General features: G+C 66.0%; 22 protein-coding genes and 1 pseudogene. 9 read left to right on the top strand and 14 right to left on the bottom strand.

Translation table 11 applies throughout. The features are described 5' to 3' along the window. Nucleotides 1–7 precede the first annotated feature (7 nt). From ACLEJW_RS22750 to ACLEJW_RS22740, 3 genes are all read right to left on the bottom strand, one after another. Nucleotides 8–1402: an aspartate aminotransferase family protein gene (locus ACLEJW_RS22750; protein WP_440778292.1), complete on the bottom strand. Its 1395-nt coding sequence runs from the start codon at nucleotides 1400–1402 to the stop codon at nucleotides 8–10. A gap of 84 nt (nucleotides 1403–1486) precedes the next feature. Beyond that, nucleotides 1487–2335 carry a helix-turn-helix transcriptional regulator gene (locus ACLEJW_RS22745; protein ID WP_440778291.1) on the bottom strand — a complete coding sequence of 283 codons (849 nt, stop codon included), beginning with the start codon at nucleotides 2333–2335 and terminating at the stop codon, nucleotides 1487–1489. A gap of 96 nt (nucleotides 2336–2431) precedes the next feature. Further along, entirely contained in the window at nucleotides 2432–3361 is a 930-nt protein-coding gene (locus tag ACLEJW_RS22740; protein ID WP_145193433.1) for a polyprenyl synthetase family protein, read from the bottom strand. A 179-nt stretch (nucleotides 3362–3540) separates the two neighbouring features. Between ACLEJW_RS22740 and fni the strand changes: the two genes are divergently transcribed. The 5 genes and pseudogenes from fni to ACLEJW_RS22715 all read left to right on the top strand — a co-directional run. Then, nucleotides 3541–4587, top strand: coding sequence for a type 2 isopentenyl-diphosphate Delta-isomerase (gene fni, locus ACLEJW_RS22735; RefSeq protein WP_145193434.1), 1047 nt, complete (start codon nucleotides 3541–3543; stop codon nucleotides 4585–4587). Beyond that, nucleotides 4584–5861, top strand: a complete 1278-nt coding sequence (locus ACLEJW_RS22730) for a glycosyltransferase (RefSeq protein WP_440778290.1) — start codon at nucleotides 4584–4586, stop codon at nucleotides 5859–5861. The genes fni and ACLEJW_RS22730 overlap by 4 nt, the downstream gene beginning before the upstream one ends. Further along, nucleotides 5846–7012, top strand: a complete 1167-nt coding sequence (gene crtY / locus ACLEJW_RS22725) for a lycopene beta-cyclase CrtY (protein ID WP_145193438.1) — start codon at nucleotides 5846–5848, stop codon at nucleotides 7010–7012. The genes ACLEJW_RS22730 and crtY overlap by 16 nt, the downstream gene beginning before the upstream one ends. Beyond that, on the top strand, nucleotides 7009–8499 hold the full coding sequence (locus ACLEJW_RS22720; RefSeq protein ID WP_440778289.1) for a phytoene desaturase: 1491 nt from the start codon (nucleotides 7009–7011) through the stop codon (nucleotides 8497–8499). The genes crtY and ACLEJW_RS22720 overlap by 4 nt, the downstream gene beginning before the upstream one ends. Beyond that, nucleotides 8496–9428 (top strand): annotated as a pseudogene (locus ACLEJW_RS22715) (phytoene/squalene synthase family protein); the annotation flags it as partial. The gene ACLEJW_RS22720 and the pseudogene ACLEJW_RS22715, both read left to right, overlap by 4 nt. On the opposite strand, the gene ACLEJW_RS22710 reads toward ACLEJW_RS22715, so the two are convergent. Then, nucleotides 9352–9840, bottom strand: coding sequence for a sterol desaturase family protein (locus ACLEJW_RS22710; protein ID WP_313301424.1), 489 nt, complete (start codon nucleotides 9838–9840; stop codon nucleotides 9352–9354). The pseudogene ACLEJW_RS22715 and the gene ACLEJW_RS22710 sit on opposite strands and share 77 nt — an antisense overlap. A gap of 151 nt (nucleotides 9841–9991) precedes the next feature. On the opposite strand from ACLEJW_RS22710, the gene ACLEJW_RS22705 reads away from it, so the two are divergent. Continuing rightward, nucleotides 9992–10906, top strand: coding sequence for a LysR family transcriptional regulator (locus tag ACLEJW_RS22705; protein ID WP_145193444.1), 915 nt, complete (start codon nucleotides 9992–9994; stop codon nucleotides 10904–10906). Nucleotides 10907–11002: 96 nt separating this feature from the next. Here ACLEJW_RS22705 and madM read toward each other — a convergent pair whose 3' ends face one another. The 9 genes from madM to mdcA all read right to left on the bottom strand — a co-directional run bounded on the left by madM (nucleotide 11003) and on the right by mdcA (nucleotide 18201). After that, nucleotides 11003–11767 (bottom strand): malonate transporter subunit MadM, encoded by a 765-nt coding sequence (gene madM / locus ACLEJW_RS22700; RefSeq protein WP_145193447.1) that lies wholly within the window; start codon nucleotides 11765–11767, stop codon nucleotides 11003–11005. A 5-nt stretch (nucleotides 11768–11772) separates the two neighbouring features. Continuing rightward, on the bottom strand, nucleotides 11773–12174 hold the full coding sequence (gene madL / locus ACLEJW_RS22695; protein WP_145193449.1) for a malonate transporter subunit MadL: 402 nt from the start codon (nucleotides 12172–12174) through the stop codon (nucleotides 11773–11775). A gap of 63 nt (nucleotides 12175–12237) precedes the next feature. Next, nucleotides 12238–13155 carry a malonate decarboxylase subunit epsilon gene (gene mdcH / locus ACLEJW_RS22690; protein ID WP_313301394.1) on the bottom strand — a complete coding sequence of 306 codons (918 nt, stop codon included), beginning with the start codon at nucleotides 13153–13155 and terminating at the stop codon, nucleotides 12238–12240. Continuing rightward, on the bottom strand, nucleotides 13152–13766 hold the full coding sequence (locus ACLEJW_RS22685) for a malonate decarboxylase holo-ACP synthase (RefSeq protein ID WP_313301397.1): 615 nt from the start codon (nucleotides 13764–13766) through the stop codon (nucleotides 13152–13154). Before ACLEJW_RS22685 ends, mdcH begins: the two co-directional genes overlap by 4 nt. Before the next feature lies 1 nt (nucleotide 13767). Then, nucleotides 13768–14559 carry a biotin-independent malonate decarboxylase subunit gamma gene (gene mdcE, locus ACLEJW_RS22680; protein ID WP_440778288.1) on the bottom strand — a complete coding sequence of 264 codons (792 nt, stop codon included), beginning with the start codon at nucleotides 14557–14559 and terminating at the stop codon, nucleotides 13768–13770. Then, nucleotides 14556–15404, bottom strand: a complete 849-nt coding sequence (locus ACLEJW_RS22675; protein WP_313301402.1) for a biotin-independent malonate decarboxylase subunit beta — start codon at nucleotides 15402–15404, stop codon at nucleotides 14556–14558. Before ACLEJW_RS22675 ends, mdcE begins: the two co-directional genes overlap by 4 nt. Beyond that, on the bottom strand, nucleotides 15397–15696 hold the full coding sequence (locus tag ACLEJW_RS22670) for a malonate decarboxylase subunit delta (protein WP_313301406.1): 300 nt from the start codon (nucleotides 15694–15696) through the stop codon (nucleotides 15397–15399). The genes ACLEJW_RS22675 and ACLEJW_RS22670 overlap by 8 nt, the downstream gene beginning before the upstream one ends. Before the next feature lies 1 nt (nucleotide 15697). Beyond that, nucleotides 15698–16540 (bottom strand): triphosphoribosyl-dephospho-CoA synthase, encoded by an 843-nt coding sequence (locus tag ACLEJW_RS22665; protein ID WP_440778287.1) that lies wholly within the window; start codon nucleotides 16538–16540, stop codon nucleotides 15698–15700. After that, a complete protein-coding gene (gene mdcA, locus ACLEJW_RS22660; RefSeq protein WP_313301412.1) occupies nucleotides 16540–18201 on the bottom strand; it encodes a malonate decarboxylase subunit alpha in 1662 nt (553 codons plus the stop codon). Before mdcA ends, ACLEJW_RS22665 begins: the two co-directional genes overlap by 1 nt. A 276-nt stretch (nucleotides 18202–18477) precedes the next feature. Between mdcA and ACLEJW_RS22655 the strand changes: the two genes are divergently transcribed. The 3 genes from ACLEJW_RS22655 (at nucleotide 18478) to ACLEJW_RS22645 (ending at nucleotide 21704) form a co-directional block, all read left to right on the top strand. After that, complete coding sequence (locus tag ACLEJW_RS22655) at nucleotides 18478–19548, top strand: enoyl-CoA hydratase/isomerase family protein (protein WP_313301416.1); 1071 nt, start codon at nucleotides 18478–18480, stop codon at nucleotides 19546–19548. 16 nt (nucleotides 19549–19564) lie between these two features. After that, nucleotides 19565–20716, top strand: a complete 1152-nt coding sequence (locus ACLEJW_RS22650; RefSeq protein WP_145193467.1) for an acyl-CoA dehydrogenase family protein — start codon at nucleotides 19565–19567, stop codon at nucleotides 20714–20716. 103 nt (nucleotides 20717–20819) lie between these two features. Next, nucleotides 20820–21704, top strand: coding sequence for an alpha/beta hydrolase (locus ACLEJW_RS22645; RefSeq protein WP_313301421.1), 885 nt, complete (start codon nucleotides 20820–20822; stop codon nucleotides 21702–21704). 2 nt (nucleotides 21705–21706) lie between these two features. Here ACLEJW_RS22645 and ACLEJW_RS22640 read toward each other — a convergent pair whose 3' ends face one another. Beyond that, entirely contained in the window at nucleotides 21707–22435 is a 729-nt protein-coding gene (locus tag ACLEJW_RS22640) for a hypothetical protein (RefSeq protein WP_313301427.1), read from the bottom strand. Nucleotides 22436–22890 lie beyond the last annotated feature (455 nt).

Below are 22890 nucleotides of genomic sequence, written 5' to 3'. Positions count from 1 at the left end.
TTTCTGTTCAGAGAACGCCCAAGCCGCGCGCCGTGCGGTCCACCGCGCGCCGGGTCTTCTCTACCAGTTCGTCCAGCTCGGCATGATTGGCCACCAGCGCCGGCGCCATGATCATCCGGCCTAGCGTCGAGCGAATGATCACGCCCTCCTCGAAACCGTAAGTGCGACACTGCCAGGCCAGGTCGTTCTCGTTGGCATAGCGCTTGCGGCTGGCCTTGTCCTCGGTGAACTGCAGCGCCGCGACCAGCCCCGCGCCCTGTAGCTGGCCGATCAGTGGGTGGTTGCTGAACACCTCGCGCAGGATGCTCTGCAGGTAGGGACCTGTGTCGTCCTTGACCTGGCGCACGATGCCTTCGTCGCGCAAGGCCTTGAGGTTGGCGATGGCCACCGCCGCCGCTACTGGGTGCCCGGAGTAGGTCAGGCCGTGGGCGAATACACCGCCGCGCTCGACCAGGGCCTCGGCAATGCGCTTGCTCAGCACCAGACCGCCCATGGGCACGTAACCGGAGGTCAGGCCCTTGGCGATCGACAGGGTGTCGGGCTCGAAGCCAAAGTACTCATGGGCGAACCATTCGCCGGTGCGACCGAAGCCGCCAATCACCTCGTCGGCGCACAGCAGCACGTCGTACTGGCGGCAAATGCGCTGGATTTCCGGCCAGTAGCTTTCCGGCGGGAAGATCATGCCCCCCGCGCCCTGGAACGGCTCGGCGATGAACCCGGCGACGTTTTCGGCGCCCAGTTCGAGGATCTTGTCCTCCAGCTGCAAAGCGCAGCGCCGGCCGAATTCGGCCGGGGACAGTTCACCGCCGGCGGCGTACCAATAAGGTTCATCGATGTGCGCCACATCCGGGATCAGCCCGCCCATTTCGTGCATGAATTTCATCCCGCCCAGGGCAGTCGCGGCCAGGGTCGAGCCGTGATAGCCGTTCCAGCGGCCAATCATGATCTTCTTGCTTGGTTGCCCCACCACCTGCCAGTACCGGCGCACGGTCCGGATCAGCACCTCGTTGGCCTCGGAACCCGAGTTGGTGTAGATCGCGTGGCTATAGTGCCCGGGCAACAGGCTGAACAGCAGCTCGGAGAGCTCGATCACTGCCGGGTGGGTGGTGTGGAAGAACATGTTGTAGTACGCCAGTCGCTCCATCTGCGCGGCGGCGGCTGCGGTGAGGTCCTTGCGGCCATAGCCGAGCTGGGTGCACCAAAGGCCCGACATGCCGTCCAGGTAGCGCTTGCCGTCGCTGTCCCACAGGTGCAGGCGCTCACCGCCGACGATCACCCGTGGGCCTTCGGCGTTCAGGGCCTTCTGGTCGAGAAAGGCGTGAATATGGTGCGCGGCATCGCTGGCCTGGTAGTCGCGTGTGTCACGTTGGGCTTGAAGCTGGGCGTGGAGCGGTGCGTTCATTGTCGTTCTCCAGGTAAAACGCGGCGTGCAGGAGGCCCCTGCCAGGCCGCTGACAGTTGAAACGGGGCGGAGTGAGCGGCGCGTTCAGCGCCTTCGCAAGTAGCTTTCCAGTGGGTCTTTGCTCAGGCCTTCCTGCGCTTGGGCCACGGAGTCGATGAACAGCGAGAACAGCTCGGACTGCTTGGCGATATCGAGCTTGGTGTAGAGGTTCTTGCGGTGGGTCTTGACCGTGTCCTCGCTGATACCCAGGCGCTCGGCCAGCGAGCGAGTGGAATGGCCGCGCAGCAGGAACTGGGCAATGCGGCATTCGCGGTCAGTCAGCAATGAAGAGCCAAAGTTGTTGAGCGCCGCATGAATCTGCCGGCCCAGGGCGCTTTCGAAGCGTCCGCCCAGGGCCTCGCCGTCCAGGTGCCCCCACTGGCGTCGCACACTGGCAACCACCCAGGGTGCCACGCACTTGAGGTCGTTGACGTGCTGGCGGTCCAGGCGCTGGGTACTGGCCAGGGCCACGGCAATGGTCAGCTGCGGGTTGAGCGGGACGATGAAATTGAGTTCGTCTTCCAGGTGAGCATGCTGGTAGAACGCCAGGTAATACTCGCTGCGCTTGAAATGGTCAGGGGCGACATCGCTCAGGCGATAGCAGCCGGGGGCGATGTCGTCCATGCAGGCGCGATAGAACGGGCACAGCAGGTAGTAGCCTTCGAGGTATTTGTGGATGTTGCCTTCGGGAAGCCAAGGGCCTTCGTCATCCTTTTCGAACAGGGCCGAGGGCAAGCCTTTGCGCGGGTAGAGAAAGACCGTGATGGCTTGGCAAGGGGCGATGAGCTTGAGCGCGGCGAACAGCGCCTCGACGAAAGCCGCAGTGCCCTGGGCATCGACCACCCGCGCCAGGTGCGTGTACCAGTCAGGCGATCGTAGCCGGTCTTTGCTCATCGTCGTCATCCCATGCGAGGGCTCTCATGGCAACGATTCTTGCACGCGGCAACGACGCCAGCCATCACCCTTCAGGGTGAGCGCTGCCCTGCTCAGCTATTTGCGCAGCTGCACCCGGCCGTTGGATTCGGCACAGGCAAACACCTTGCGGATCAGCAGGTTGACGCCTGATTCGGCCAGTGACGCCTGAGCCAGGTGCTGCTCGACGCGCAGCAGGTGAAACTGCAGACGCTCAAGCACCTGCGCCTCGCCATACAACGCCAGCAAGGTCGACTTGCCTTGGTCCTGGTCGACGTCCTTGCCGCAGGAGGGGTCGGCATCGCGCAGGTCATCGTAGAGCTGAAACGCTTGCCCCAGCTCTTCGGCCAGCGAGCCCAGCGGCCCGTGCACGCCAGGGCCGGCGTTGGCCAGCCGCGCGGCCATGCTCAGCAAGGCGCTGAACAGCGCGCCGGTCTTGAGCTGGTTGGTCTCGGCAATTTGCTCGGCGGTACGTGGTCGCCCGCCTTCACGCAGGTCCTGCAATTGCCCTTTGACCAGCCCCTCGCTGCCGATGGCCGCCGACAGCGTGCAGACCAGGTCCGTGCGCACCTGCGCCGGCACTCCCTCGAGGCCCGCCACCACGCCAAAGGCGCGGGTCAGCAGGGCGATGGCCGCCAGCACCGCCACGTCTTCACCGAAGGCCAGGTGCAACGTGGCGCGGCCACGGCGCAGGGTGGCGTCGTCCATGCACGGCAAGTCATCGAGCACCAGTGAGGCCGCATGCACCATCTCCACCGCGCAGCCCAACTCAAGGGCCGCCTGTGGGCAGCCACCCAGGCCCTGGGCGGTAAGCACCAGCAGCAAGGGACGCAGGCGCTTGCCTGGGGCCAAGGTACAGTCGCGCATGGCCGCAGCCACCAGGTCACGCTCGTGCCCTGCCACTGGCAGCAGCGCTGCCAGGCGCGCTTCGATGGCGCCATGCAACAGGGCTAGGGCGTCAAGCGGGTCGGCATCGACGGTGTTTGGCACGTGGGCGGAAATCGTCATCCTTGCCTCTTCGGTTGGCGCGGCCAGCAGGCCGCAGGTGAAAGGAACGACTGACGAGCGCCGTTGCCTGATGCTTTATCGTTTTTCAGCTTAGCTATACGAAACGGCCTGCGTTGTACAACTTGTGTATTTCACAGACCGCTCACGCCCCTCGATGATTCCCTGGCTACGGAGCCGGCATGAAGAAAAGCACGCTCAGTCAACGCAAGGACGACCACCTGGACATCGTGCTGGCAGCTGGCAAGCCCTCTCATAGCGTAGACCCTGGTTGGTCGTCGCTGCGCTTCGAACACTGCGCCTTGCCGGAGCTGGACCTGAACCAGGTCGACCTGGGCACGTCATTGTTCGGCATCAGCCTGCGCGCACCCTTGCTGATCAGCTCGATGACCGGCGGCGCCGAACGGGCTCGTTTCATCAACCAGCACCTGGCCGAAGCCGCCCAGGCCCTGGGCATCGCCATGGGCGTGGGCTCGCAGCGGGTCAGCCTGCGCGGCGGCCACGACCAGGGCCTGACCGGCGAATTGCGGCGCCTGGCCCCGGATGTACCGCTGCTGGGCAACCTTGGTGCGGCGCAGCTGCGCGAGGCAGACGGCCTGGACCTGGCCTGCCGCGCGGTCGACAGCTTGCAGGCCGACGCCCTGATCATTCACCTCAATCCGTTGCAGGAAGCGGTGCAACCCGAAGGCGACCGGGATTGGCGGGGCATCCTCGAACGCATCGAGGCCCTGGCCACGCGACTGCCGGTGCCGCTGCTGGTCAAGGAGGTCGGCGCGGGCATTTCGCCGAGCGTGGCCCGTGCGTTGTGCGATGCTGGAGTGACCATGATCGACATCGCCGGGGCCGGCGGCACCAGTTGGGCGGCGGTCGAGGCCGAGCGTGCGGAAAGCGCTGCCGACCGAGCGGTGGCCATGGCCTTCAGCGATTGGGGCATCCCCACCGCCCACTGCCTGCTGGCGGTACGCCGAGCAGTGCCTGAGGTAGGCCTGATTGCCTCTGGTGGCGTGCGCAACGGCATCGATGCGGCCAAGGCGATTCGCCTGGGGGCTGACGTGGTGGGCCAGGCCGCAGGCGTGCTGAATGCAGCGATCACCAGCACCGAAGCGGCCATGGAGCACTTCGAGGTCATCGTGCGGCAATTGCGCATCGCCTGTTTCTGCACCGGCTCCAGCAACCTCGCGCAGCTGCGCCGGGCGCGCCTGCTGCCGACCAGCCTGACGCCGCCATGAGCCACTTCGCGCTGATCGCGCCGCCCTACCCCAGCCACTTCGCGGCATTCCAGGCGCTGGCCGGCCAGTTGCTCGCGCGCGGCCATCAAGTCAGCTTCCTGCACCAGGCCCAGGCGCGGCGCTGGGTCAGTGACCGGCGTGTCGGCTTCTACCCGGTCGGTGACGGTTTGCTGCCGGTCGACAACCTCGACCAGGCCCTGCGTCTGGCGGCCAACCCGTCCGGCCCCTTGCGCCTGCACCGGCTGATCCGGCAACTCGCGGCCACCACGCAGATGCTCTGCGAGACCCTGCCGCCGGCGTTGCGCATGCATCAGGTCGATGCGGTGCTGTGCGACCAGATGGAACCGGCTGGCGCGTTGGCGGCCGAGATCTGCGCACTACCCTGGGTGTCGGTGGCCTGCGCCCTGCCGATCAACCGCGAGGCCGGCCTGCCGTTACCGGTCATGCCGTTCGCCCATGGTCTGCACCCGCGCTGGTACGACGGCAGCGCTCAGGTGCACGACTGGCTGATGAAGCCGGTGCAGCAGGTGCTCGAACGTACCTGCAGCCAACATGGCCTGGCGCCACGTCGCGCGGCCCATGAATGCTTGTCGCCACTGGCCGAGCTGAGCCAGACCCTGCACGCGTTGGATTTTCCGCGCCAGGGGCTGCCCGCGCATTTTCATGCGGTAGGCCCATTGCGCGGCAACGCGGTGCAGGCGCCGCCGAGCTGGGCAGCAACAAGCGGCAAGCCGCTGGTATTCGCCAGCCTCGGCACCCTGCAGGGGCACCGTTTCGATATTTTCACGCGGATCGCCAAAGCGTGCCGCTTGCTCGACGTGGACCTCCTGCTGGCCCATTGCGGCGGCCTCGACCAGGCGCAACAGCAGCGCTTGCGCGACCTGGGCGCCACCTATGTGACCGATTTCGCCCCGCAGCAATGGGCAGTGCAGCAGGCCGATGTGGTGGTCTGCCACGGCGGGCTGAACACCGTGCTCGATGCGGTGGCCAGCCACACCGCGCTGCTGGTCATGCCGATTGCCTTCGACCAGCACGGCGTCGCCGCGCGGGTACGGCATCATGGCCTGGGCCTGACCCTGTCCAGGCGCGCCAGCGTTGCCAGCATCGGCGCCGCGCTGCGCGACCTGCTGGGGCAGCGGCGACACGGCAACGTTGCGCTGGAACACGAACTCAAGCATTGCGGCGGCGCGGCAAAAGCCGCCGATATCATCGAGGCGGCCGTCAGCGGCGGGCGCCCAGTCCTGCGGGAGGCAGACGCTTGCAGTATGACCTGATCCTGATCGGTGCCGGCCTTGCCAACGGCTTGCTCGCCTGGCGCCTGCAGCAATTGCGCCCCGAGCTCAGCGTGCTGTGCCTGGAGCAAGAGGCTCAAGCCGGTGGTAACCATACCTGGTCATTCCATGAAAGCGACCTCGATGCCACCCAGCAGCGCTGGCTGGCACCCTTGGTGGTCAAGCGCTGGCCGGCTTATCACGTGCATTTTCCCGCGTTCTCGCGGCGCCTGCACGGCGGCTACGCCAGCATCACCAGCGAGCGTTTCGCCGAGGTGCTCGGTCAGGCGCTGGGCGCGGCGCTACGCACCGGCTGCAGCGTCGTCGAGGTCGGGCGTCAGCGCGTCACCCTGGCCAGTGGCGAGCAACTGCAGGCGCGCATCGTCATCGATGGGCGCGGTGGCCAGGCCAGCCCCCACCGGGTGCTCGGTCAGCAGGCATTTCTCGGTCAGCTGCTACGCTTGCACGCGCCCCACGGCCTGCAGGAACCGATCGTGATGGATGCTCGCGTGCCCCAGGGTGAAGGCTACCGCTTCGTCTACCTGCTGCCGTTCAGCGACGACACCGTGCTGGTCGAAGACACCCATTATGTCGACCAACACGCGCCCAGCGCCGAGTGCATGCGCGAACACATCGCGCTGTACCTGCAACAGCGCGGCTGGCACGTTGCGCAATGCCTGCGCGAGGAACAGGGCGTGCTGCCCATCACCCTGGCGGAGGACTTCGACGCTTGGTGGGCAACGCTCGACGGGCCGCTGGTGTCAGGGCTACGGGCCGGTCTGTTTCACTGCACCACCGGCTACTCATTGCCCGATGCCGTGCGCCTGGCCGACTGGCTGGTGGCGCAGCCGCTGGACGACCCCGCCCAATTGCGCCAGGCGCTCGGCCGTTATTTGCGCGGCCGCTGGCAGCAACAACGCTTCTACCGGCTGCTCAACCGCATGCTGTTTCTGGCCGGCCGGCCCAATCAGCGCTGGCAGGTGATGCAACGCTTCCAGCAACTGCCAGCGCCGCTGATCGCCCGCTTCTATGCCGGCCACAGCCACTGGCGCGACCGTTTGCGCATTCTCAGCGGCAAGCCCCCTGTGCCGGTCGGCCAGGCCGTGCACGCCGCGCTGCGTTATTCCCCAAGCGATTTCAAGGAGCGTGCATGAACAACGCAAAAACCGCCGTGGTGGTCGGCGCCGGCCTCGGCGGCCTGGCCTTGGCGATCCGCCTGCAGGCGTCGGGCATCCGCACCACGCTGCTGGAGCGCCGCGACCAGCCTGGCGGGCGCGCCTACGTCTATCGCGACCAAGGTTTCACTTTCGATGCAGGCCCCACCGTGATCACCGATCCGTCGGCCATCGAGGCGCTGTTCACCCAGGCCGGGCGGCCTATGGGCGACTATCTCGAATTGCTGCCGGTCAGCCCGTTCTACCGGCTGTGCTGGGAAGACGGCCGCGCGTTCGACTACGGCAATGACCAGCAGGACCTGGAGCGCCAGATCGCCACCTTCGCCCCCGCTGATGTCGAGGGCTACCGGCGATTTCTCGCCTACTCGCGCGCGGTACTGGATGAAGGCTACATCAAGCTTGGCGCGGTGCCGTTCCTGTCGTTTCGCGACATGCTGCATGCCGGCCCGCAGTTGGCGCGATTGCAAGCCTGGCGCAGTGTCTACGACATGGCCGCCAAGTACATCAGCGACGACCAGTTGCGTCAGGCATTCTCGTTCCATGCCTTGCTGGTCGGCGGCAACCCGTTCGCCACCTCGTCGATCTATACCCTGATCCACGCCCTCGAGCGCCAATGGGGCGTGTGGTTCCCCAAAGGCGGCACCGGCGCGCTGGTCAATGGCATGGCCAAACTGTTCACCGACCTTGGCGGCACGCTGGAGGTGAACGCCGAGGTCGCAGCCTTCGAAACCGCAGGCAGCCGCCTGACCGGCGTGCGCACCCGTGACGGGCGCGTGTTCGCAGCCGATGCGGTGGCCTCCAACGCCGACGTGGTGCACACCTACAGCGATCTGCTGGGCCAGCACCCCCGCGGCCGGCAAGAGGGCGAACGGCTCAAGGGCAAGCGCTTCAGCAACTCGCTGTTCGTCATCCACTTTGGCCTCAAGCGCCCGCAACCGCAGTTACAGCACCATACCGTGTGCTTTGGCCCGCGCTACCGTGAGCTGGTGCAGGAAATCTTCGACGGCCCGAAACTGCCGGACGATTTCTCCCTGTACCTGCACAGCCCCTGCGCCACCGACCCAAGCCTGGCGCCGCCGGGCTGTTCGAGCCACTACGTGTTGGCCCCGGTGCCGCACTTGGGCAATGCGCCGCTGGACTGGGGCGTTGAAGGGCCACGCTACCGCGACAAGATCCTCGATTACCTGGAGCGTCACTACATGCCTGGCCTGCGCGAAGACTTGGTGACCTGCCGCATTTTCAGCCCGCGGGATTTCCGCGAGCAGCTCAACGCCCACCTGGGCTCGGCGTTCTCGCTCGAACCGCGCCTGACGCAAAGTGCGTGGTTCCGCCCGCACAACCGCGACGCACAGCTGGCCAACCTCTATCTGGTAGGCGCCGGCACCCATCCCGGTGCTGGCGTGCCGGGCGTGATCGCCTCAGCCAAGGCTACCGCAGGGCTGATGCTCGAGGACCTGCAAGGATGACCGCGCCCGATCAACAGGCGCTGCTGGCGCACGCCGAGCACAGCATTGCCGTAGGCTCCAAAAGTTTCGCTGCGGCAGCGCGGCTATTCGATGGGCAAACCCGGCGCAGCGCGGTGCTGTTGTACGCCTGGTGCCGGCACTGCGATGACGTCATCGACGGCCAGCAGGCCGGCCACGATGCCGTGGTGCTCGCGCCGGATCAGGCACGCGCGCGCCTGGTGGCGCTGCAGCAACAGACCGAAGCAGCCTGTGCTGGCGAACCGGCGCGCGATCCGGCCTTCGCGGCGCTGCGCGAAGTGGTGCGGCGCCATGCGATCCCGCGCAGCGAGCCGTTCGATCTGCTCGAGGGGTTTGCCCAGGATGTTGCCGGCCATCGTTATCACCAACTGGATGACGTCATGGTGTACTGCTACCACGTCGCAGGCGTCGTCGGCTTGATGATGGCGCGGGTGATGGGCGTGCGTGACCCTGGCGTACTCGACCGGGCATGCGATCTGGGCCTGGCCATGCAACTCACCAACATCGCCCGCGACATCGTTGAAGACGCGCGCGTCGGGCGCTGCTACCTGCCCGAGGTATGGCTTGACGAGCTCGGCGTACCGGGCGATGCGTTGGCCGACCCTCGGCATCGGCGTGCGGTGGCGATCATGGGCCAGCGCCTGGTGGCGGCAGCCGAACCGTACTACGCCAGCGCCCAGGCTGGGCTGTCCGCCCTGCCCTGGCGCAGCGCCTGGGCGGTGGCTACCGCAGCGGTGGTGTACCGGCGCATCGGGCTGAAGCTGCAACAGGCCGGCAGCCACGCCTGGGATGGCCGCTTGTCGACCAGCAAGGTCGAAAAGCTGGGGGCCATCGTCAGCGGTCTGTGGCGCTCACTGACGCGCCATCTGCACCAGCATCCGCCGCGCGCTGCGCAGTTGTGGCGGCGCCCGCTTGCGCGCGCAGCTGCTGACGCAGCTTCGCCACCGGTTGCGCATACAGAAACCCGAACGAGACACAGCCCTCCCGCCCTTTGACGGCGTGGTGCATCAAGTGCGCCTGGTACAGGCGCTTGAGGTAGCCGCGCCGAGGCACCAACTTGAACGGCCAGCGCCGGTGCACCAGCCCGTCATGGGCGATGAAGTACAGCGCGCCGTAGGCAGTCATGCCGGCGCCTATCCATTGCAGCGGGTAAACACCGGCATTGCCCAGGGCGATCAACACGATCGCCAACACGGCGAACACCACGGCGAACAGATCGTTTTTCTCGAACCAACCACGGCGTGGCTCATGGTGCGAACGATGCCAGCCCCAGCCGAAGCCGTGCATGATGTAGCGGTGGGCCAGATAGGCCACGCCTTCCATGGCCGCGAGGGTGACCAGGAAGGTGATAAGACTGGTGATCACTGCAGCGCTCCCTGTTCAGCCATTGCTGCAATGGAGTATGCCGCAAAGCAACAGTTCATTGGCAACGCTTGTGGCATGATCAGCGCTCGTTTTCCGCTGGCCTGTGCCCATGTTGATCGACGAAGAACTAACCCTGAAGAAGCTCGAAACGTTTCTGGCTTTCATGCGCAACGGCAATCTGGGCCGTACCGCCGCGCAGCTGGCCACCAGCCCGGTGAGCGTGCACCGGGCGATCCATTCATTGGAAAGCGCCCTGCGCTGCCCGTTGTTCAAGCACGAGGGGCGTCAGTTGATCCCACTGGAGAGCGCCTACGTACTGGAGAAGAAAGCCCGCCAACTGATCCAGGACGCCGAACAGATGGTGCGCCAGACCCGCGAGGCCGCCGGTTTCTATGCCGAACGCTTTCGCCTGGGGGCGCTGTACTCGCTGACCGTGAAGACCGTGCCCAAGTTGGTGATGGGCCTGAAGCTGCGGCGCAGTGAGCTGAACATCGACCTGACCCTGGGCTCGAACGTCGACTTGCTGCAACGCCTGAAAAACCATGAGCTCGAAGCCATGCTGGTGTCGTTGGACGAAAGCGTGGCGGATCCGGCGTGCGCACAGTTGGCGTTGTTTTCCGACGATATCTTTCTGGCCGTACCCACCGATTCGCCATTTGCCGAGCAGTCTCCGGTCGATCTGGCCGAGCTGGCGGATGCGACCTTCATTACCCTGACCCAGGGCTTCGCCACTCACCGAGACAGCGCGCGGGTGTTCGAGCAGGCAGGGTTTGCGCCGAAGGTGGCGATGCAGGTGAACGATATCTTCACCCTGCTGAGCATGGTCAGTTCAGGCGTGGGCTTCGCCCTGCTACCAGGGCGCATTGCCGCGGTGTACGAAAACCGCATCAAGCTGATCGCGCTGCAGCCGCGCTACCGGGTGCAGCAACACATCGGCGTGGTGTTTCTCAAGGCTCGCGAGCGGGAGCCGAACCTGCTGGCGCTGTTGGCCGAATGCCGGATGTACAGCGCTGCGCTGGATTGACCGGGTTGCAGGCTTCAACGGCGAAGCTAGCATCCTGGGGCGCTGCGCACCCCTCCCGCGACACCAGGTTCGAGCGTGTAAGCCGGTGGCGGCTGCTCAGGCCACCACCGCACGCATGACGAAGAACAACAGCGATGGCCCCAGCAAGCAACCCAGCGCGGTGTAGAACGCTGCGGTCAGGCAGCCATAGGGCACCAGCTTCGGATCGGTCGCTGCCAGGCCTCCGGCGACGCCACTGGAAGTGCCCATCAGGCCACCGAAGATTACCGCCGTGCGCGGGTTGTTCAAGCCGATCAGCGGCGCAACGAACGGCGTCATGATCATTACCAGAATGGCCTTGACCAAGCCCGCCGCGATTGACAGTGCCATGACCTCGGAGCTGGCGCCAATCGCCGCACCGGTCACCGGGCCGACGATATAAGTCACAGCGCCCGTGCCGATGGTGGTCAGGCTGACGGCATCGGTATAACCGAATGCCATGGCCACCCCGACGCCGGCGACGAACGACACGCCAATTCCGAAGAACAACGCCACTACACCTGACACTCCAGCGCGTTTGAGCTCGTCGATATTCACACCAAACGCCGTGGCGACGATGGCAAAGTCGCGCAGCATGGCGCCACCGAGCAAACCGATGCCCGACAACAGCGGGATGTCCACCAAACCCTTCTGCCCGCCGGTGACGGCGCCGCCGTAGTAACTCAACACCAAGCCCAGGAAGATCGCAATGGCCGAGCCGTGCAGGCGGCCGTGGGTCAGCTTGGCCGACAGCCAGTAGGACAACCACATGGTCACACCGATCACGGCGAACCCGCTCACCAGCCCGTAGCCAGTGATCACTTTCATCATCGATTCATACATGGCGATCACCGCTGCGGCGTGGTCAGGGGTTTGTCGGCGGCAGGCTCAGGCTTCTTTTGCCCAAGCCGGTCGAGCAGCGGTACCGCGGCAAAGCTTGCGACCACCGCCAGCGTACCGGCGAGAATGGCCATCGGCCCGCCGGAAAGCGCGCCGAACACATTCTGCTGGGCCGCCATGGCCACCACGATGGGAATGTAGATCGCGCTCCAGAACTCGACGCCTTGTTCTGATTTGGCCGTGATCAGGCCGCGCTTGTTGAGGTAGCTGCCGATGAAGATGAGCAGCAGCATGGCGATACCCACACCACCGACATTGGCTGGAACGCCCAGCAGTTTGCCCAGCAGCTCACCGATGAACAGGCCGATGAGGGTACACAGGGCCAGAAAGGCCACGCCGTAGATAATCATGGTTGTTGTCCTCGCGTTGGGTCGAAGTTGCTTGTTGTTGTCCTTCGAAAAACACGGCTCAGCTCAGTCTCCGGCCACCTCCTGGCGCAATAGCGCATCGACGCTATCCCAGCGCGTGGACTCCAATGCCACCGCCCTGCCCTGGTCGAACACGGGGCGCGCCAGGCCAGTGAGCACGCTGCCCGGTGGCACTTCCAGCTGCAGGCGCACGCCACGTTCATAGGCGTTGCGCAACGTAGCACGCCAATCGACTCGCCGCGCCATGTTGCCGGCGAGATCGTCGCGCAGGCGTTGCGGGTCATGGATGGCGCGCGCCGTGGTGCCGCTCAGGTAGGTAATTTGCGGCCGGCGCATTTCGACATCGGCAAAGGCCGCCGCCAGTCGCCCGGCCGGGCCATCGAGCAGGGCGCAGTGCGACGGCACGCTCACCGCAAGGCGCCGGCCCGCGCCCTGGCCGCGCAGGCGAAGACGCTGGACGATTTCGGCCATGGCGTCATCGCTGCCCGCGATGACGATCTGATTGTCGCTGTTGAGGTTGGCCACATAGACCTGACCGCCGGCCTCGGCGAGCAGCGCCTCAAGGCTGCCCAAGTCCACGCCGCTAAGCGCAGTCATGCCGTAGCCCTGGGGATAGGCCTGCTGCATCAGCTCGCCGCGCAATGCGACCAGGCGCACTGCATCGGCGAAGTGCAGTGAGCCGGCGCTGACGGCTGCCGGGTAGGCGCCGATGGACAGACCGGCGACGTAGTCTGGGGCCGGGCTACGCCGGCGCAGCCAGCGCGCCCAGGCGACCCCAGCCAGCAACAGGCACAGTTGCACCGCGCGGGTCGATTGCAAGGCTTGCGCGCTGTCGAGTGTCTGCACAGCTTCACCCAAGGTGTCGCTGGCTTCTTCGAGCACCTCTGCGCTGCCTTCTGGCAGGCATTGCAGCATGCCAGCCTGCTGGGCGCCTTGGCCCGGAAACACCATCAGGCTACTCACGCTGCCTGCTCCAGCGCCTGCCAAGGATCGGCCACCAGGCACGCGCCCCGTGCGGACTTGAGCAGCACCCGCGGCGCCGTGCCCGCCCAGTCGCGCAGGGCGACTGCGCCGTTGGGGGTTTCCAGCTGCGCGTCGATCCGGCAGCACGTTTGCTCGAGACTTGCCAGCAGCCCACGCGCCGCAGCGCGCTCCAGCGCCTGCGGCATGCGCAGGACGAGGTCCAGGTCGCTGCCGGCATGCAATACTTCGCAGCCTGTGGCCAGTTGATAACCCGCCCCGCCAGTTGGCCCCCAGGCCAGCAGGCGCGCATCGAGCAGGTGGGTGATCGCTGCCAGCGCCTGCAATGCCGGCCAGTCGCTGGGCCCGTGCCAACGCAGGTCCTCAGGGCTGAGGCGCCGCGTGATGGCCGCCAGTGGCATCAACACGCCCAGGCGCTGTTCGCGGCCGTGGCCGCGCAGTCCTACCGCCACCCAGCCCTCCGCGCACGAGGCGCGGCGCACTACCACCGGCGCGCCGGCAGCCAGCACCTGCCGCGCCCAATCCGGCGCATCGCCTGGCAGGTCGCGTGGCGCTAAGCCCCAGAGCAGGTCGTGCGGCTGCGGCAGGCTCATCTCAAGCCTCCTGCCATTGGCTGCGCAGGCGCGCGCGCACGTCGCGTGAGGCGCTGCGATGCTCGCCGCCCAGGCGTGAGCGCAGGTCGCGACAATCGCCGATATCCCGTAAGGCAGCAGCCAGGCAGTCGCGCACCTGCGCCACGTCGGCATCACTCGGCGCATCGGCGTCGGTCACCCGTTGACGCCGCCACAGCAGGCCCAGCGAGGCGTAACTGGCCAGGTCATAGGCCATCGGCGGCACCTCGGCGGCCAAAGCCTCCAGCTGCTCGACGCTGCGCAGGGTGATACGCGCGGCCGCCGCCTTGCCCATGGCATGCACCAGCACCCCGCTGTCGTCCAGGGCGATCAAGCGTTGAGCCTGATAGCCGTGGGCAAGAAACGCACCTGACATCGCCTTGCCGACAAGCAAGCCAATCACTGCATGCCCGGCCAGGCGCGCCTGGGCATAGGCCTGCACGGCGCCGGCCAGCGCCTGGTGAATGCCCAACGCCTCCTCGCGGCGGCCATAGGCCTGGCTGGGTACGTCAATGACCGCGACGATGGCGCGCTTCTCGCCGTCGCGGTCCTGCGCGACGGCTTCGCCCACCGCCTTGGCCAGGCCCCAGCCTTCGAGCAACCCGACTTCGCCGGCGCGAGCGCGTGGGAAGGGGTTGTGCGGGTCAGGCACCACGGCGATGAAACGTGTCGGGCGGTTGTCCAGCTCGCCGTCGACCACCTGCAGCGAGGCCGGGTAGCCTGGCAACAGTCGAGCGCCAGCCAAGGCGGCCAGCCAGGTAGAGGCACGGTTCATGGGGCATCTCCTTGGTACAGGGTACGCACGGCAGCGGCGTCCAGCTGCGGCACATCGGCGCCCAGGCCGGCCAGGCGCTCGAGCTGGACGGTATAACGGCTGGCACGCTCCGCTGAAGGCGCGTCCAACAGCACCAGCAAGTGCTGACGGATAACCTCGATGTCATCGGCGGCGTAAGCGTCGGCCAAGCCACTGGCGTGGCGCTGCTCGCCACCGGTAAGACTCCAGATCAGCGGCCGGTCCTTGGCGTCGTATTCGCCGATGCCGGCTTCCTGTTCGATGACCTGCGGGCCATTGAGGCCCAGTCGTGCCTCGCGGGTCACCAGCAGATGACTGCACAGCCCAGCGGCAATCGACATACCGCCGAAGCAGCCTACCGACCCGGCGATCAGCCCGATCACCGGCTGATACTGGCGCAGCTCGACGATTGCAGCCTGAATCTCAGCGATGGCGGCAAGCCCGAGGTTGGCCTCCTGCAGGCGCACCCCGCCCGTCTCGAGCAGCAGCACGGCGCAGGTCGGGATACCGTTGCGGTTGTCTTCGATGGCCAGTTCCAGCGCGCCGGCAATCTTGGCGCCACCAACCTCGCCCATGCTGCCGCCCTGAAAACCGCCTTCGATGGCGGCGACCACGGCGCTGCGCCCGTCCAGCGTGCCTTTGCCAATGACCACGCCATCGTCGGCCTGGGGCACGATGCCCTGGCGCGCCAGCCACGGCGACATGAGCCGGTCGAACGGGCCGAGCAGCTCGCGGAAACTGCCGGCGTCGAGCAAGGCGCGCGCACGCTGGCGGGCGCCCAATTCGACGAAGCTGCGGCTTTGCAGCAAGCGCCTGGTGTCAGTCATGGCCGATCTCCTCCAAGCCTTGTTCCAGGCGCAGGCGCACCACCCCCGGGGTGGCGCCGAAGTCGTGGATATCGATGTTCAGCGCCGCCACTGCGCGGCCCTCGAACAAGCGCTGAAACAGCTGGGCCCAGCGCGCACTGCTGCCGTTGACCGACGTGACCACCTGAATCTGCAGATGGCCGGCGGTGCCCGGCTCGATCAGCACCTCCAGATCGCCCGAGCTGACGCAGCCGACCAAGGTACGACCACGGCCAGGTTCGGCGGCAGGGAATTGAAAGTTCAGGGTTTCCATGTCACAGGCTCCCGGCTTTGTCGAGGAACAGGCAAGCCGCCAGTAGATCGGCGGCGCCGCCCGGTGAGACGTTCAGTTGCAGCAGCAGCATGTCCAACCGGCGCAGTTGGCGCCGCCCGCCGAGCGTGGCACTGCCGCCTTCGGCCAGCACCGCCCTGGCGCCGGCCTGCAGGCTTTGCAGCGCCCGCGGCCCGGCGCGCCAGAGCACGCAGGTATCACTGAGCCCAGCCATGATCGCCAACAACGCATCCAGGCGCGCCTGGCGCTCGCTGGCGCCCTGCTCGCGGCTGCGCTGCAGTTGCGTCAGGCCATGCTCGCGCACGGCCGGGAAACCCAGCTGGGCCTGCTCGCGCGCGCCGCTGGCGCCGTAGCGGTCACGCACCTGCGCGCCGTGACTCGCCAGACATGGCGCGGCCGGGTCATCGATCAGTGCCAAACGCCCGGCGCGTGCGGTAACCGTGGAAGGGTCTGCCTGCGGGTCGAGCGCCTGGGTGGCCAGCAACAGTCCAAGCGCCCAGATTGCGCCACGGTGGGTGTTGACCCCGCCGGTGGTGGCCAGCATGGTGGCCTCCGCCTCACGGCCCAGTTGCCCAAGCTCGGCGCGCAGCGGCTGGCCGATCACGCCATGGCGCTGGGCCGCCTGCGCCATCTGGCGAAAGCTCGGCCACAAGGCCAAGGCCGAAGCGTGCATCAGCGCCAGGCTCATGTCGCCATGGGCGCCACTGCTGCGGCGGTCGACCAGACCGGGCTTGGGCGACAGGTTGGCCTCGTCGATCAGCGCGGCGACGGCCAGGTCGGCCAGGTACTCAGGTAGTGAGGTCGGGGACAGCAGATGGGCATTCATCACCAGCTCCTGAAGCGTGCAGGCGGGTTGTACAGGCCACCGGACCAGTCGACCAGGTCAGCGATGCTGCGCGCAGCCAGCAATTCGCGACTGGCGTCGGTGCGGCGAATGCCGAGGTCTTCCGGGAGTGCCACCAGCCCTTGCTGGCGCAGGCGTTGGGTGTCCCTCGGGTCATGGCGCAGACCGATGGCCGTGACGCCAGCAACCGCCGCGATCATCTGCTGGCGTTCTTCCAGGCTGCGGGCCTTGTACAAGTAGGCGATGCCCTCTTCGGTGAGCAGGTGGGTGACGTCGTCGCCGTAGATCATTACCGGGGCCAAGGGCATGCCGGTCTTTTTCGCCACCTCCACCGCATCGAGGGTGTCGACGAAGGTTGGCTTGCCGCCTTCCTGGAAGGTTTCGACCATCTGCACCACCAGCTTGCGGCCACGTTCGAGCAGCGTGTCAGGGACCGTCATGTCCAGCCAGGCCGGCGTCGCATGGCGGCGCCCACGTGGGTCGTGGCCCATGTTCGGCGCTCCGCCGAAGCCGGCCAGACGACCACGGGTCACGGTCGAGGAATGGCCGTCACCGTCAACCTGCAAGGTGGCGCCGATGAACAAGTCCACCGCGTATTGCCCGGCCAATTGGCACATCATGCGGTTCGAGCGCAGCGAACCGTCGCGGCCGGTGAAGAACACGTCGGGCCGCTGGGCGATGTAGTCCTCCATGCCCAACTCGGTGCCGAAGCAGTGCACGCTCTGCACCCATCCGGTTTCGATGGCGGGGATCAACGTCGGGTGCGGGTTGAGGGTCCAGTTGCGGCAAATCTTGCCTTTGAGGCCCAGCGACTCGCCGTAGGTGGGCAGGATCAACTCGATGGCGGCGGTGTTGAAGCCAATGCCATGGTTCAACGACTGCACCTGGTGTTTTTCATAGATGCCGCGAATCGCCATCATCGCCATCAGCACATGCACCGGCTTGATATGGCGCGGATCGCGGGTGAACAGCGGTTCGATGTAGAACGGCTTGTCCGCCACCACCACAAAATCCACCCAGGACGCGGGAATATCCACTCGCGGCAGGTCATCCACGCGCTCGACCAACTGGTTCACCTGGGCGATCACCAGGCCGTCGCTGAAGGCCGCGGGCTCGACCAGCGCCGGGGTGTCTTCGGTGCTGGGGCCGGTGTACAGGTTGCCCTCGCGATCGGCCATGAAGCCTGCCACCAGGGTGACATTGGGAATCAGATCGACCAGCAGCCGTGAGTACAGCTCGATATAGGTGTGGATCGCACCGACCTCGAGCAGGCCGTCTTCGAGCAATTGGCCGATGCGCAGGCTCTGCGGGCCGGCGAACGAAAAATCGAGTTTGCGCGCGATGCCGCGCTCGAACAGGTCCAGGTGCTCGGCACGGCTGACACTGGGCATGATCATGTGCAGGTCGTGCAGCCTTGCGGGATCGGCCTTGGCCAGGGCGCGGGAGAGAAAATCGGCCTGCTTCTGGTTATTACCCTCGAGCACCACGCGGTCGCCAGGCGCAATGAGCAATTCCAGCGCTTCGACGATACGTTCCGTGGGCAGCACCACACCCTCGGCCAGATGCCGAACACGCTCCAGGCGGCGCTGCTTTTCGGCGCGGCGCCTGGACCACTGCGGCGGTGGATGCTTGGTTATGGTCATTGTTGACTCCACGGGTTCGCTGTCGTGCTGGCACAGTAGGCCGAGCGCTTCGGGCGGATCAATCAAGCTCATGGATTGATCGTTACGCTCAGGTTAACGAACGGCCGCGCTGGAGCCGTGATACTCGAGCCTGGTTGCCAGCGGCCAAGCAAAAACGCACGATGCCGCTGCACATATGTCGATTGTGCACGGCAAATTCGCATGCCAGGATCTCGCTATCCTTCCGTGCACGCCCGACTTCATGTGGAAAATCAATAACAAAGCAAGGAGATCGCGATGACCGCGCACGCTTACACCTCGGCAACGGATCATGTATTGGCCGAGGTTCGCAACCACATTGGCCACCTCACCCTCAATCGCCCAAGCGGCCTCAACGCGCTGACCTTGGACATGGTCCGCAGCCTGCGCCAGCATTTCGACCAGTGGGCCAATGACCCGGCGGTGCAGGCGGTGGTACTGCGTGGTGAAGGACCTAAAGGTTTCTGCGCCGGCGGCGATATTCGCTCGCTGCACGACAGCTACCAGGCAGGCGACAGCCTGCACGAGCAATTCTTCGTCGAAGAATACGCCCTGGACCTGGTCATTCACCGCTACCGCAAGCCGGTGCTGGTGCTGATGGACGGCTTTACCCTCGGCGGCGGCATGGGCCTGGCCCAGGGCTGCGATCTGCGCGTGGTCACCGAGCGCAGCCGCCTGGGCATGCCCGAGGTCGGCATCGGCTACTTCCCGGATGTTGGCGGCAGTTACTTCCTCTCGCGCATACCGGGTGAACTGGGCACCTACCTGGGCGTCAGCGGCGCACAGATCCAGGCGGCGGACGCCCTGTATTGCGGCCTGGCCGACTGGTACGTGCCCAGCGACAGGCTCGCTGCGCTGGATCAGGGGCTTGAGCAACTGCGCTTCGGCCATCAGCCGCTCAAGGACCTGCAGAACCTGCTGGCCAAGCTGGGCAGCCAGACGCTGGAAGGCGCGCCGCTGGAAAAACTGCGCCCGGTCATCGATCACTTCTTCTCCCAACCCGACCTGCCGACCATCGTCGAGCAACTGCGCAGCGTCAGCATCGGCGACAGCCACCCTTGGGCGCTGGCCACTGCCGATCAGCTGCAAACCCGCTCGCCGTTGGCCATGGCGGTTACCTTGGAGCTACTGCGCCGCGCTCGCCAGTGCACGCTGGATGAGTGCTTCGCCATGGAGCTGCACCTGGACCGCCAATGGTTCCAGTACGGCGACATCATCGAGGGCGTGCGTGCGTTGATCATCGACAAGGACAAGCAGCCGCGCTGGAACCCGCCGACGCTGGAGGCCCTCAGCCACCAGCGGGTCGAGCAATTCTTCGAAGGCCTGTGAGGCCAGGAGTACGCACATGCAAGACCTGGAATTAAGCGAAGAGCAGATCATGATCCGCGACATGGCCCGCGACTTCGCCCGCGGCGAGATCGCCCCGCACGCCCAGGCCTGGGAAAAGGCCGGCTGGATCGACGATGGCGTGGTCGCCAAGATGGGTGAGTTGGGGTTGCTCGGCATGGTCGTGCCAGAGGACTTTGGCGGTAGCTACACCGATTACGTGGCCTACGCCCTGGCCGTCGAGGAAATCTCTGCCGCGTGCGGGGCGACCGGGGCCATGATGAGCATCCACAACTCGGTGGGCTGCGGGCCGCTGCTGGCCTACGGCGACGCGGCGCAGCAGCAGGCCTGGCTGCCACGCCTGGCCAGCGGCGCGGTGATCGGCTGCTTCTGCCTGACCGAACCGCAGGCAGGCTCCGAAGCCCATAACCTGCGCACCCGCGCCGAATTGATCGATGGCCACTGGGTGCTCAACGGCGCCAAGCAGTTCGTCAGCAACGCCCGTCGCGCGGGGCTGGCCATCGTCTTTGCGGTGAGCGACCCGGAGCTGGGCAAGAAGGGCCTGTCGGCGTTCCTGGTACCCACCGACAACCCGGGCTTCAAGGTCGACCGTAGCGAGCACAAGATGGGCATCCGCGCCTCCGACACCTGCGCGGTGACCTTCGACGATTGCCGCATCCCCGCTGCCAACCTGCTGGGCGAGCGCGGCAAGGGCCTGGCCATTGCCCTGTCCAATCTCGAGGGCGGGCGCATCGGTATCGCCGCCCAGGCCTTGGGCATTGCCCGCGCAGCCTTCGAGGCAGCGCTGGTCTACTCACGCGAGCGCTTGCAGTTCGGCAAACCGATCAATGAGCATCAGAGCATCGCCAACCTGCTCGCGGACATGCAAGTGCAGGTCAACGCTGCGCGCTTGCTGATTCTGCATGCCGCGCGCCTGCGCAGCGCTGGCAAGCCATGCCTGTCAGAAGCCTCCCAGGCCAAGCTGTTCGCCTCGGAGATGGCCGAGCGCGTCTGCTCGATGGCGATCCAGGTGCATGGCGGCTATGGCTATCTGGAGGATTACCCCGTCGAGCGCTATTACCGCGATGCGCGCATCACCCAGATCTACGAAGGGTCGAGCGAGATCCAGCGCATGCTCATCGCACGGGAGCTCAAGCATTACCCACTTTGAGTAGGCCCACCGGGCCTGGGCAGACACAGCTTGCAACCAACCTGTCTGCCCGCTCGGTAACTTTTCCCAGCAGCAAGGCATGCGCATCTGGTACAAAGCCGCCATGCCTACCCTCCTCCTCACCCACATTCGGCGCCGCTGGCTCAGCTGGCTGTGCGCAGCCCTGATGGTCATCGGCCTGCCCAGCGGCTGCGCGGTCCTGCAACACAAGGAACGTGAGCTGGTGTTTCGCATCGAACCGGGCCAGGCCAGCTGGTTCCGCGGTTTGCCCAACGGTGTGCAAGAGCTGGACCTGCGCCCGCGCACCTTCGCCGACAATCAAAGCCTGCACGCCTGGTGGTGGCCTGCCAACCGCGCCGATGCGCCGGCAATCCTGTACCTGCACGGAGTGCGCTGGAACCTGACCGGGCAACTGTTTCGCATCGAGCAGCTGCACGCGATGGGCTATTCGGTGTTCGCCGTGGACTACCGAGGCTTCGGGCAGAGCCGCGGCGACCTGCCTTCGGAAGCCACGGTCTACGAAGATGCGCGCATCGCTTGGGAACGCTTTGCGCAACTGCAACCCGATGCCGGCAAGCGCCTGATCTTCGGGCATTCGCTCGGCGGCGCGGTCGCCGTGGAGCTTGCCAGCGAACTTGCCCGGCAGGCGCGCAAGGACGGCCAGCCTGCTCCGGCGCGCGGGCTGATCGTGGAATCGACTTTCACCTCATTGGGCGATGCGGCTGCCGCGGTCGCCGGCACCAGCTTGCCGGTCCGCTGGTTGATGTCGCAGAAGTTCGATTCGCTCGGCAAGATCAACGCGGTGGGTTTGCCACTGTTGGTGGTGCACGGTCTGAACGACCGCTACGTGCCATCGCGTTTCAGCCAGCAGTTGTTCGACGCCGCACAAGAGCCAAAAACCCTTCTGCTGGTACCCGGCGCCTCGCACAACAACAGCATGAGCCTGGCCGGCCAGCGCTATCGCCGGGCGATCCAGGCGCTGCTCTGAGGTCACTGCACCGGCAGGAAGTTCATCAGCAACAGGCTCTGTGCGTAGTTCAAGCCAATGCGCCGGTAGCGCTCGTCCAGCAGCTCGGCCAGCAAGTCCAGGCGCGCGACGATCTTGCCGAACTCCACGGCGAAACTCAGATTGCTGGCATCCTCGGAAATCTCGTTGGAAAACAGCAGCAGCACGCCATTGGCGTCCTGGCGCTGGCTCAGCATCCAGGTGGCTTTCTCGATGTTGCGCGCCGCGTTGTTGACGAACAACGGGTCGATGGTATCGGTCATGTAGAATTCGGTGCGGCCACCGTGGGCGGTGATCAGCATGCTGCCGATGGCATAGATGAACGCGCCGACACGGTCACCGCGAAACTCCGAACTCAAGGCGTAGCTAAGGGCCGCCAAGTCACGGCGGTTGCCCAGTTGCGGCAAGGGCTGGCGTTGTTCGATGGCGTTACGGATCTGCCGTTCAACGGTGGTGGCGTCGAGAAAGCCTGAGAGCTTCACCTGGTTGGGGTTACGCAGGTATAGCTTGTTCATCAGCAGGTACAGGCTTTGCAGATTGTCGCGCATGGCCAGCGTGGCCAGGCGGTCGACACTGGTCTGGAACAACTCGCTGGGCTTGCCATCGCCGAACTGATTGACGATGTCACGGCCCTGCTGCTGGCTGCAGCCGGCCAGGGTGGTGAGCGTGATCAGCAGCAGGCGGGGAAGGATTCGGCAGTAACGTGCAGCCATCGGCACCGGGTCGTCATTCGGCGGCTGCGCCGGGAATCGGTGCGGCCTGGCCAAGCATAGAACCCGAAAATGCGAAAAAGTGCGGTGTTTGATGGCGGCCTCGAGATGTTTGTGCCTACGCGATCGAGCGCCGCTCGCGCGACGCATCGCGAGCTGCGCTCGCTCCTACGGGTGTCTCGGGCGGGCACAGGCGTTACTGGCCACGTAGGAGCGAGCACAGCTCGCGATGCGCCGCGCGAGCGGCGCTTGATCGCACAGGCCCCGGTCATCGATACCTACATGGCAGCGCGGCTCGCCATTCGGCGGCTGTGCCGCGAATCGGTGCGGCCTGGCCTCGCAAGAACCCGAAACCGCGGAACAGCGCGGCGGTTTGATGCTTCCCTTGGGATAGTTGCTGCCTGTGCGATCGAGCGCCGCCCGTGCGGCGCATCGCGAGCTTCGCTCGCTCCTACGTG

This window comes from Pseudomonas sp. SMSB3, assembly GCF_052041965.1.
Taxonomy (GTDB): domain Bacteria; phylum Pseudomonadota; class Gammaproteobacteria; order Pseudomonadales; family Pseudomonadaceae; genus Aquipseudomonas.
The sequence above is the reverse complement of the archived record's forward strand: the minus strand, read 5'-3'. Positions and strand labels throughout refer to the sequence as shown.